Source organism: Leptolyngbya cf. ectocarpi LEGE 11479 (assembly GCF_015207065.1).
Taxonomy (GTDB): domain Bacteria; phylum Cyanobacteriota; class Cyanobacteriia; order Phormidesmidales; family Phormidesmidaceae; genus Leptothoe; species Leptothoe ectocarpi.
The window spans coordinates 1-10123 of sequence record NZ_JADEXP010000239.1; the positions used below are offsets into that span (position 1 = coordinate 1).

Below are 10123 nucleotides of genomic sequence, written 5' to 3' on the forward strand. Positions count from 1 at the left end.
GTTATCAATCGCCAGTCGCCCCCTAAAAAAACTGTTGCGCTCCTATGTCGATCTAGACATTGGCTGGAGTGGTTCCTACACCGGAGATACCTACGCCCGTGCTTTTATGGACTATCTCCGGGGACTTAGCGAAAGTCAGTTAGCCCAACATTTGGACCAACACTACACCGCCCAGTATAAAGACACTTACTGTTTACGATATCGCCCTGGCCAGTTTACACGTCTGCCCAATCGCTACTATACCTTCCACTATGGTGGAATTGACTTTATTTCCATTGACTCTAATACATTCAATTCACCGCTGCCGCTTTCAGCAGGGTCTGCAGGAGAAAATTATCGACAACAGCTCTCTGCACGATTAGAGACCTTACAACAGCAAAAGACAGATCTACTATCCATCAAGGTTGAGCAGACTCAGGAGAATGAAGACCCAGCTGCCGAGCTAATTGGTAAAGTCGAACAAATCGACGAACAAATTCGCGACATTGAAAAACAATTAGAAACAACCACCCAGACAGATCAGGTTGACACTGAACAACTCACCTGGCTGCGCCAAACATTAATCGACTCCTGGCTTAACCCAGCCGTTCGCGGACGTATTCTCTACTTTCACCATCCCCCCTACGTCACCGAAGCAACTAAGTGGAACCAAAGCCAAACATTAGCCATTCGTCACCGGCTGCGACAGGTTTTTGCAGAGGTTCGTCAAACAGTGGGTGAGCACCTGCAAAACAGAGCCGTGGTTGATCTAGTGATCAACGGTCACGCCCACTGTCTGGAGCACATACGCACCTGCCCCAGCTCTCTGGCCGATGCCAATATTAATTATCTAATATGTGGCGGCAGCGGCTATAGCCTGCGGCGACAGCGCTCCGAGGGACCCGAAATTAAAGAAGTGATTGAGGGCACGGAAAAACCTGTTGCTAAATCCCATCTGTTTCTGGGGCGTCACGGTCAGGGCTCCCACAGGCATCGTCCTTACTCCTGTGTGCGGATTGATGTTGACACCACATCCTCAACGGAGCATGGCGCACCCAAACTGATAGTGCGGCCCCTCATAGCCGAAAAATACCATGGCCAATGGTCTCAAAAAGAACAGACCGCCATTGAGCTGACGTAAAAATTCGGCATTACATGATCCCATAAGCACCCTGCTCGAGAATTTAGTTCTATATGGGGAAACGCACCCTTGACATCTACCTACTAGATGGTAGATAACTGGTTTATGGAAAACACTACAGCTAAACGCATCTTGGATGTGGCTCAAGATATGGTGCGTAACCGGGGCTATAGCGCCTTTAGTTACGCTGATATCTCAAAGCAGGTGGGTATTCGTAAAGCCAGTATTCACTACCACTTTCCCTCAAAGGATGAGCTGGTTAAGGAGCTGGTAAAGCGATATCGGAAGGGGATGGTGGAAGCGTGCGATCGCATCGCCCAATCTCCCATGTCCCCCGACCAACAAATCATCCAATTTGCTAATCTCTACCGAAATGGTTTGGAGGATGGCCAAATCTGTCTGTGCGCCATGTTGGCAGCGGATTTTGTCGTTTTACCTGAGGCCGTTCACACCGAGATTCAAGCCTTCTTTCGTGACACCGAAGTCTGGCTCATCCAGCTGCTCCAGCGAGGCTGTGATGCCAACGGCTGGGACTGTCAGCCTGACCAAGAAGCAAAAGGATTGATTGCACTGCTGCAAGGAGCCCAGTTGTTAGCTCGTTCATCAGCCAACAGCACTGCCACGTTTGAGCAAGTTGTTTATCCATTGCTTACAGCCAAATTTTCCAAACCCTAATCAAAAACAGGAGATTAGCAATGATTGCTTACACATTAGTTGGCACCAACGATCTTGAAAAATCAGCCACATTCTATGATGCTTTACTGGCGGAAATAGATGGCAAACAGGCGGCGGCGGTTGATCGCGTGATTCTTTATGCGGGTGCCGAGGGTACCCCGTTTTTTGGCATTGCCCAGCCCGCTAATGGCCAACCAGCGACCATAGGGAATGGTTCTATGGTGTCTTTGGGTGCCAAGAGCCCTGAGGATGTTAACCGTTTACATGCCAAGGCTTTGGAATTGGGGGCTATTGATGAAGGTACACCCGGTCCGCGCACCAATCAGACATTGAAGTTCTATGCTGGCTATTTTCGCGATCCTGATGGGAACAAACTCAATTTCTTTTGCATGGGCTAAGTGTTTCTTTGGTTCTTTGGCTAATCATGAAAATCAATGCTGACTTAACAAAACGAGCCGTTGTTCATACCAATGATCTACCCTGGGTAGAGTCTCCCATGGCGGGTGTGCAACGGCGCATGCTCGAACGCGATGGGGAGGAAGTTGCCCGAGCCACGTCCATTGTCCGCTATGCTCCTGGCAGTTACTTTTCAGCCCACACCCACGGCGGCGGTGAAGAGTTTATTGTCCTAGATGGTATCTTTTCAGACGAGCATGGAGACTTTGGCCCAGGCACCTATGTGCGTAATCCTGTAGGCTCCAGTCATACGCCCCACAGTAAAGACGGTGCGACTATTCTAGTCAAGCTCCGACAAATGGAGTCCGAAGATCAACAGCAGGTCACCATCGACACCCATAGGTCTGGCTGGGCTCCTGGTCTAGTGCCTGGCTTACAGGTGCTGCCTCTACATGCCTACGGCACCGAGCAGGTAGCCCTGGTAAAATGGGCACCTGAAACAAGATTTCAACAACATCGCCATTGGGGTGGCGAAGAAATCTTTGTTTTAGACGGCACCTTTGCCGATGAGCAGGGTGTTTATCCTCAAGGGACTTGGCTGCGTAACCCACCGGACAGCGTGCATACACCGTTTAGTGAAACAGGCTGTCTGATTTACGTGAAAACAGGGCACCTATCATAGGGTGAGAGGTTTGATGATGGGTTGAATCGCGCCGGACATAGGCATACAGCATTAAGAGGGCTAAACAGGTTTCACCAGTCTAAATTATCCCTTCCCCTTACAAAGGCTCCTCAAAATTTATAGAAGATCTGTCTAATCTCGGCTGCGGTCAATGCGAAAGGAGGCGACAAACGGCAGATGATCAGACACCTCATTCCGAAATTTTTCCCGTCCCATATCCATAGTCCAATGCATTGGAAACAGTTGCAGACTGCCACGAATATACTCTGTTGAAAATGTCCTGGTGATGGCAAATCCATCGAGTAAATTTGCTCTGCCCGCTGGCAAAATATGTGAGAAACGGGCTTGAAGATCCCAGGAAGACAGAAAATTCATGATGTCATCACCACCTAAATGATGAAAATTACTCACATCCTCACCCGGAATCATATTGAAATCACCTAGCAACACAATGTCTTCTCTGCTTTGGCTACGCAGCTCGGCAATAAACGTTCCAAGAACTTTGCACTGTTCATCGCGAATTTTTTGTTCAGCCCGCCTTCGACCGGATTTTAGATGAACGGCAATGAGCTTAAAATCAAATCTGTCGATTTTTACATCGACCATAAAAGCTTTTCGCCTACGCGAACTACCGAGATCAGAGTTCTCAATAAATTGCGGGTTTGAAACCTCTACACCTTCTTTAAAGAGAACTCCAATATTAAGGTCACTAGCCTGCTGGAGCATAACTGATTGATAAACACACCCCTTCGCGGCTAGCCCTTCAATCAGCCGCTGCATATGGGAAAATGGTTTAACCTCTACTAGCGTAATGAGTTCCGCATCGAGCAGGGCTAACCCGTCTACCTGTCGTTGGGTGCGTGCGGCATCAATGGGATTGAATCCGGCTATATTCCAAGCGGCAATTCTGGCCGTAGTTTTGCCGAATTTCATCGAATTTTCTCCCTAATTTAGTCACGACAACATTAGAGGCTTGCTTAGTTCAAGAGTGTTAGCTAGCCCTGCTGTGGTCAGTAAGCCAAGCTTTTGGGCCAACTCTAGCTTATGAAATCGAATCAAACTATAAAGTACCCCCAAGGGTACTTTTGATGATCAAGTATCCATCTAGACTATCCCGGCTATCAAGTAGCCCTGTGTCCCCAGCAGGCAGACTATCTACCTCGACACGGCCTGGTCATCCTAGCTATACTTATGGATGTTCTTTCTCCCCACGTTAGGAGCTGAACCCTATGTCTGAGTCGGTCATCCTTATCGCTACATTCACCATCACCGTAGGGAATGCCTCCTAGAAACTGCTGGGATAAGTTCTGACAGCAGTTCTTCACCCCATTCCTCTACGGTGACGACCTCAGGGTATAGGCCCTGGAGGTCATAGATTCGATTGACCTAGAGGATTTTGTTACATCATGGAATTAACTAGCTTAGGCTGGAGCGATACCTTCGCCCACAGCTTTGCTCCCTATGCTGCTCAAGGGTACAGCGTCGGACGGATTGCTGTGGTTCATCGCAGTCAGTACCATCTCTACACCGAGCAGGGGGATATGACCGCGACGCTAACCGGCAAATTTAGACATCAAACCCAAAACCCGGCAGACTTTCCAGCCGTCGGTGATTGGGTTGTCCTGCAAACCCAGCCAGAAACAGATCAAACACTGATTGAGGCGGTACTACCGCGCAAAAGTCAGTTCTCTCGTCAAGCAGCCGGCACTCGAACAGCCGCTCAAGTTGTTGCCGCTAATATTGACACCCTTTTTCTGGTCAGTGGTCTCGACCATGACTTTAATCTCCGACGGATTGAGCGCTATTTAGTCATGGCTTGGGAGAGTGGAGCGGAGCCGGTCATTGTGCTAAACAAGGCCGACCTCTGTGAAGATCTCGACCAAAGGCGGATAGCGGTTGAAGCGGTTGCCTTCGGTGTGCCGATCATTCTGTTAAGTGCCCTACAGCAAACCAATCTAGAAGCCTTAGCCATCTATCTCAAACCGGGGCAGACCATTGCCCTGCTGGGGTCTTCCGGCGTGGGCAAGTCCACCCTGGTGAACCAACTCATGGGTGTTGACATCCAAACTACCCAAGCGGTAAGAGCCGACGATAGCCACGGTCGTCACACCACCACGTCCCGCACCATGCTGCGCTTGCCGACCGGCACTCTCCTAATTGATACCCCCGGCATGCGTGAGCTGCAGCTGTGGCTAACAGACGATAGCTTAGATGAAACGTTTACAGATATCGAAATGCTGGCCCAGCAGTGTCGTTTTCGCGACTGTCAGCATCAGTCGGAACCAGGCTGTGCTATCCAAGCTGCTTTGGCAACTGGGGAGCTATCGGCAAAACGACTGAGCAATTATCAAAAATTGCAAAAAGAGCAGGCTTATCTGCACCGTCGGCAGGATCACCAGACCAACAGTAAGGCTCGCTGGAAAGCGATTACCAAAACCATACGTCAGCAGCAAAAAAGAGAGGAATAGATTGGAAGAATAAAACGGTACGTTTAACCATCAAGCCCTATTGATAGCCTCTGTCAGGTTTAGTCAAGACGATGCCTGGCGTTATGATGCTATCGAGCGGGCCTTTGGGGACACTGATGGGGAACATTATGACGCAGTTACAGAATTTTTTAGAAAAACTGCACCACACATACTCGATGGTGGATGCGGGCCAGGTGGCGGCTTATATCCCAGAACTATCCAAGGCTCACCCGGACTGGTTTGGGATCAGCATTGTCACTACGGATGGTCAAGTTTTTAACGTAGGGGATACCGCCCAGAAGTTTACCATTCAGTCAATTTCTAAAATCTTTTCCTACGGTTTAGCCCTAGAAGATCATGGTCGAGAGATTTTGTTGGAGAAAGTAGGGGTAGAACCCACCGGGGATCCGTTTAATTCAATGATTCGCTTAGATGAGGGTTCCCATCGCCCCTATAACCCCATGATCAATGCCGGGGCGATTGCCACCACGAGCTTACTAAAGGGCGATAGTCCCACCGATAAACTGAATCGAATGCTCAAAATGTTTGAGCGGTATACCGGGCACGAACTTTTTATCGATATGCCTACCTTTATGTCAGAACGGGCCACCGGACATCGAAACCGAGCCATGGCACACCTGATGCTTAACTTTGGCATGATCGACAAAGATATTGATGCGGCCCTCGATCTCTACTTTCAGCAATGTTCTGTCATGGTGACCTGCTGCGACTTAGCCACTATGGCCGCTACCCTGGCTAACCATGGCAAAAATCCCATGACCCAAAGCCAGGCGATTAGTGAGGACTATGTGCGGGATTTGCTCAGTGTCATGTACACCTGCGGCATGTACAACCGAGCGGGCGAATGGGCCTATCGGGTGGGGGTGCCGGCCAAGAGTGGAGTATCTGGGGGAATTTTGGCTGTGATTCCAGGAAAAGCGGGGATGGCAACGTTTTCCCCACCCATTGATGACAATGGCAACAGTGTGCGCGGACTGCATGTGTTTGAGGCGCTGTCCAAGGAATATAATCTGCATCTGTTTGATCTGTCCATGGGACGCTGTAATTTTTGTATTTAAGGGTCTCAAAAATCGCTTCTCAAACCGCTATCTTTGACTCCATGGGCTTGAGGCCAATGTGACCCAGGCTATATAAAGCATGGGTGATTTTTAAAGCTTGTTACCGTCGATGGCTAGTCTGTACGGAGAATAGGTCCTGATCCTAGAAAATTTAACTAGCCATATGCGTCAGGTTGCGTATCTCGTCTGATTGATCGGGGTATCCCTTATATCAGTAGCGGCTATTTGAGAGCTTATAAATAAAAATATGCAGAATTCAAAGAAGTGGCTGTCCTGGATTTTGCCAGGGTTGGTGCTGATACTGGGAATCGGTCTGAGTCTAAAGCTGCAGGTTTACAGTCGAGATGGTGTTTTTTTTAGTACGGATGCGGGGTTAAAGGCCCTATTGACCCAACAGCTGAGTACCGGTCAGTGGCAGGTGGCCCTGGATATTCCGCGCCCACCCTGGGTGTTGACCCTATGGCGACAGGGGTTGTATCCATTTGCCCCACCCTATGCCTATGAACAGCAGGGGAATTACTTTATTACGTTTCCGTTTACATTTTCAGCGCTGACGGCTCCGTTTTATGCGCTGATGGGTTACTCGGGGCTATATGTTGTGCCCCTGGTTTCTCTGTGGGTGATTTGGGGGCGGTTTTGGCATGTGTGTCAAGTTTGGCGGCTGCGATCGCGAATCACAGCCTTGAGCCTGGGCCTGGTAATTTTGGCATCGCCGCTAACGCTCTATGGGGCCATGTATTGGGAGCACACTTTGGCCGTAGCGTTGGCGTTTTGGGGGCTATCGGGGTTAATGCTCCATAGCTTGTCTAAAAACTCCAGCAATCGTATCAGTCTGAATGAAGCCACGGTCAACGGTGTGTGTGTGGGCCTGTCGGTGTGGTTTCGGCCAGAATTTTCCTGCTTAGTGGCGATTTTGGGGATAATGATCGGCTTCAGTTTGGCACCGCCGAAGCAGCTGCCAACGTGGCTGCGAGTGCCGATTCCTCGGGGATTGTCCCGCTCGGTGGTGATGGCCTTCGTGGGCGTCATGGTGGCAACGGTGTTGGGACTATTTGGGATGAACTGGGTGTTCTATGGCCATCCCTTGGGGATTCGGGCATTTTATCTGGGGACTGAGTTATCCCTTGGACAGCAGGTGGGGCAGATTGGCAGCAACTACGGTCAGATGGTGGTGTCGCTACTGCGATATTTTCCAGCTATTTTGCTAGGGCTGGGGCTGCCGTGGTGGCTGCGGGGTCGGGCTCGACGGACAGGCATCATGCTAGGTCTAGTCGGAGGTCTGTTTGCGATCGCAGTGCCGCTGATTGCATCCTCAGCAGTGAGCACCCAGCAGTGGGGTCCCAGGTTTTATCTCATCTTGGTGCCCATGGTGGGGCTGGTGGTAGCCGCTGGTCTACAGCACCTGTGGCGATTTAGACAAAAGCGACGGTATGCCTTGGCTGCGATCGCACTGGTCTGGGTGATTGGGTTTTACGCCAACATTATTAACGGTGGGCTGCTGATCTACCGCGATCCGCTGACAAACTCCACCTCCTTACCCAGCAACTATGCCCCCATTGCCCCGGCCATTACCGCCCTGGCTAACTATGATGAACGGTGGGTCGCCATGCCCCATCAGCACGTCGCCCAGCAGCTCTGGCCCAGCGTGCACCTCAAAACCTTTTTCCGCACTGAAACCAATGAAGCGATAGAGCGGCTGGCAGCCGCTTTAATCAACCAGAACGAGCCTTCATTTCTGTATATTTGCAATCCTGAAAAACCCTGTCCCACGCCAGGTCAAGGCACCCTAAGGTTCCAAATGCCCGATGGTAACGGTGGCAATACTCGCATCCGCGTATCCTTTGAATCCCTGGGCACCTTTGGCCAGTATCCATTTTATCGCGGAGCCATTCAGACTCGTCAGGCTGGACCGCAGAGATAGGCTGAGCCAGGTGCTAGGATTTCCCCATGCTCTCCAGTCGGAGAATTCGCAGCTTACCTATCCAGCGCTCCCGATGGCAAATCTGTTTCACCTAGCCTTTCCCGTTAGCAACATTCCCGACACCAAACGTTTTTATATTGAGGGTCTAGGTTGCCAGCCCGGTCGAGAATCCCCCAGTGCGCTGATCATGAACTTTCAAGGGCACCAGCTAGTCGCCCACGTCACCCGTGAGCCGCTCTTGGCCCAGGACAGCATTTATCCTCGTCACTTTGGCCTTGTCTTTAACTCAGAAGCTGACTGGTAAACCCTGGCAAAGCGCGCCCAGACCCACAGCCTCAACTTTTATCAAACCCCAAAGCGCCGTTTTGAGGGAACGTCCCTGGAGCACCGCACATTTTGTCTAGAAGATCCCTTTCACAATCTGTTGGAGTTCAAATACTACTGTCACCCCAGCGCTATCTTTGGCGAGGGCGAACACGCACAGGTGGGGGAAGCAATAGTCTAATTCGCTAGCGCCGTTGCGATCGCCCTTAGGCTAAGCTCATCCCGCAACATGCCATTGTGGCTAGTCACCGGTAAACGCTGGTTTTCACCAATGGGCAAACAACAATGGCGGGCAGGCAGCACCAGCAAATCGTAGGGAGTCCATAGCGATAATGGTCGGCAGGCCAACAGTTGCTCCATATCCCAATTCAAATCCGCCAAAAACGAACTACCTGGACGCATTTGTATCCCACCAACATTCCACCGAAACCAGGCCAGCACTGAACCATAGTGGGGTACAGCTACCCCAACAAAACGCCGCACTCGTCGCAGCCCTCCCAAACGCTGTAGGTAGTAGCGACTGACCAAACCACCCATGCTAAAACCCACCAGGTAAAATGGCCGCTGACTACCCAAAGACAGCTCAACAAATCGATGCAGCTGCTCTGCCTGCTGGTCTATACCAATATCCCCATTATTTGGCATCAGACTGACCGCATGCACATCCCACCCTTGTCTTTCCAGGTACAAATACAGCCGTCCAAAAATATTAACCGTATTCCATAGACCATGGACCAGCACTACCGCTGGTTTGCCATCATGCGTCACCCTCGCCTCGACCCTCCAGCCAAAACAGAATCACAGCAATGCCGATCACGGCCATTTGCACCGCCAGGTTAGGCAATGCCGTTTTCACATCTCTACCCGCAATCAGCTGGGTAAAAAACACAAACGCCCCCAGTAGCCCAGAAATACCCACCGCGCCATAGATCACCTTACGGAAGCCCTTAAAGGGTGATTGCGTCTCTTTAACAAGACGTTCAAATCGCTCCTGACTCATACCCGGAGGCTTGGTGGGAGTACGATCAGTTGCCTTGGGTTTAGATTTGTTTGCCATGGAGTTGCTACTAGCAGGACTGTTACCATTTTTTCAAACTATGGCCCATCTTGATAGCCTCTACTGCTATACTAAGCGTCCAACACGCCAACGTGGCTCAGTGGTAGAGCACTCGATTCGTAATCGAGCGGTCGCGGGTTCAAATCCCGCCGTTGGCTTTTTAGTAAAAACATTGGTCTCAAAGGATTTCAGAACCTGGGGCGGTCACCTATGTATCAATGCCATGATACATAGGTTCTAACTTTTAGGTCAAAATTGGGTAACAAAAGATAAGTTTGGGTGTAAATTGGGTGTAAGGATCAAATGTACTTATTTGCGATGCTATGTACTCCAAAGCACCAAAGGGTAAGGCTTCTAAGGGTTCAGTAGTCATCTGAACCCTTAGAAGCCTTACCCTTTGG

Annotated in this window: 11 protein-coding genes and 1 tRNA gene; 9 read left to right on the forward strand and 3 right to left on the reverse strand. The window is 50.4% G+C overall.

Translation table 11 applies throughout. The features are described from left to right. The 4 genes from IQ260_RS20975 to IQ260_RS20990 form a co-directional block, all read left to right on the forward strand. Positions 1-1120 (forward strand): metallophosphoesterase family protein (locus tag IQ260_RS20975; protein ID WP_193995046.1); only part of this gene is annotated, 1120 nt, incomplete at its 5' end. Between the two features lie 105 nt (positions 1121-1225). Further along, positions 1226-1795 carry a TetR/AcrR family transcriptional regulator gene (locus tag IQ260_RS20980; RefSeq protein ID WP_228016318.1) on the forward strand — a complete coding sequence of 190 codons (570 nt, stop codon included), beginning with the start codon at positions 1226-1228 and terminating at the stop codon, positions 1793-1795. Positions 1796-1815: 20 nt separating this feature from the next. Next, positions 1816-2193, forward strand: a complete 378-nt coding sequence (locus IQ260_RS20985; protein WP_193995048.1) for a VOC family protein — start codon at positions 1816-1818, stop codon at positions 2191-2193. 26 nt (positions 2194-2219) lie between these two features. Continuing rightward, entirely contained in the window at positions 2220-2873 is a 654-nt protein-coding gene (locus IQ260_RS20990; RefSeq protein WP_193995049.1) for a cupin domain-containing protein, read from the forward strand. A 132-nt stretch (positions 2874-3005) separates the two neighbouring features. On the opposite strand, the gene IQ260_RS20995 is transcribed toward IQ260_RS20990, so the two are convergent. Continuing rightward, positions 3006-3806, reverse strand: coding sequence for an endonuclease/exonuclease/phosphatase family protein (locus tag IQ260_RS20995; protein WP_193995050.1), 801 nt, complete (start codon positions 3804-3806; stop codon positions 3006-3008). 473 nt (positions 3807-4279) lie between these two features. Here IQ260_RS20995 and rsgA point away from each other — a divergent pair, with 473 nt between their 5' ends. The 4 genes from rsgA to IQ260_RS31735 all read left to right on the forward strand — a co-directional run bounded on the left by rsgA (position 4280) and on the right by IQ260_RS31735 (position 8645). After that, positions 4280-5341: a ribosome small subunit-dependent GTPase A gene (rsgA, locus tag IQ260_RS21000; RefSeq protein WP_193995051.1), complete on the forward strand. Its 1062-nt coding sequence runs from the start codon at positions 4280-4282 to the stop codon at positions 5339-5341. Between the two features lie 128 nt (positions 5342-5469). Next, on the forward strand, positions 5470-6420 hold the full coding sequence (gene glsA, locus IQ260_RS21005; RefSeq protein ID WP_193995052.1) for a glutaminase A: 951 nt from the start codon (positions 5470-5472) through the stop codon (positions 6418-6420). A gap of 247 nt (positions 6421-6667) precedes the next feature. Further along, on the forward strand, positions 6668-8341 hold the full coding sequence (locus IQ260_RS21010; protein ID WP_193995053.1) for an LA_3751/LA_3752 family putative glycosyltransferase: 1674 nt from the start codon (positions 6668-6670) through the stop codon (positions 8339-8341). A gap of 73 nt (positions 8342-8414) precedes the next feature. After that, entirely contained in the window at positions 8415-8645 is a 231-nt protein-coding gene (locus IQ260_RS31735) for a VOC family protein (RefSeq protein WP_322745009.1), read from the forward strand. Between the two features lie 197 nt (positions 8646-8842). On the opposite strand, the gene IQ260_RS21020 is transcribed toward IQ260_RS31735, so the two are convergent. Next, a complete protein-coding gene (locus IQ260_RS21020; protein ID WP_193995054.1) occupies positions 8843-9433 on the reverse strand; it encodes an esterase/lipase family protein in 591 nt (196 codons plus the stop codon). After that, positions 9423-9722, reverse strand: coding sequence for a DUF3493 domain-containing protein (locus IQ260_RS21025; RefSeq protein ID WP_193995055.1), 300 nt, complete (start codon positions 9720-9722; stop codon positions 9423-9425). Before IQ260_RS21025 ends, IQ260_RS21020 begins: the two co-directional genes overlap by 11 nt. 86 nt (positions 9723-9808) lie before the next feature. On the opposite strand from IQ260_RS21025, the gene IQ260_RS21030 reads away from it, so the two are divergent. After that, positions 9809-9880: transfer RNA gene (locus tag IQ260_RS21030), tRNA-Thr, on the forward strand. The last annotated feature ends 243 nt before the right edge of the window (positions 9881-10123 follow it).

Bases quoted from the DNA above. Each gene is read 5' to 3' on its own strand.
- IQ260_RS20980 (WP_228016318.1), top strand. From the start codon at position 1,226: ATGGAAAACACTACAGCTAAACGCATCTTGGATGTGGCTCAAGATATG.
- IQ260_RS20985 (WP_193995048.1), top strand. From the start codon at position 1,816: ATGATTGCTTACACATTAGTTGGCACCAACGATCTTGAAAAATCAGCC.
- IQ260_RS20990 (WP_193995049.1), top strand. From the start codon at position 2,220: ATGAAAATCAATGCTGACTTAACAAAACGAGCCGTTGTTCATACCAAT.
- IQ260_RS20995 (WP_193995050.1), bottom strand. From the start codon at position 3,806: ATGAAATTCGGCAAAACTACGGCCAGAATTGCCGCTTGGAATATAGCC.
- rsgA (WP_193995051.1), top strand. From the start codon at position 4,280: ATGGAATTAACTAGCTTAGGCTGGAGCGATACCTTCGCCCACAGCTTT.
- glsA (WP_193995052.1), top strand. From the start codon at position 5,470: ATGACGCAGTTACAGAATTTTTTAGAAAAACTGCACCACACATACTCG.
- IQ260_RS21010 (WP_193995053.1), top strand. From the start codon at position 6,668: ATGCAGAATTCAAAGAAGTGGCTGTCCTGGATTTTGCCAGGGTTGGTG.
- IQ260_RS31735 (WP_322745009.1), top strand. From the start codon at position 8,415: ATGGCAAATCTGTTTCACCTAGCCTTTCCCGTTAGCAACATTCCCGAC.
- IQ260_RS21025 (WP_193995055.1), bottom strand. From the start codon at position 9,722: ATGGCAAACAAATCTAAACCCAAGGCAACTGATCGTACTCCCACCAAG.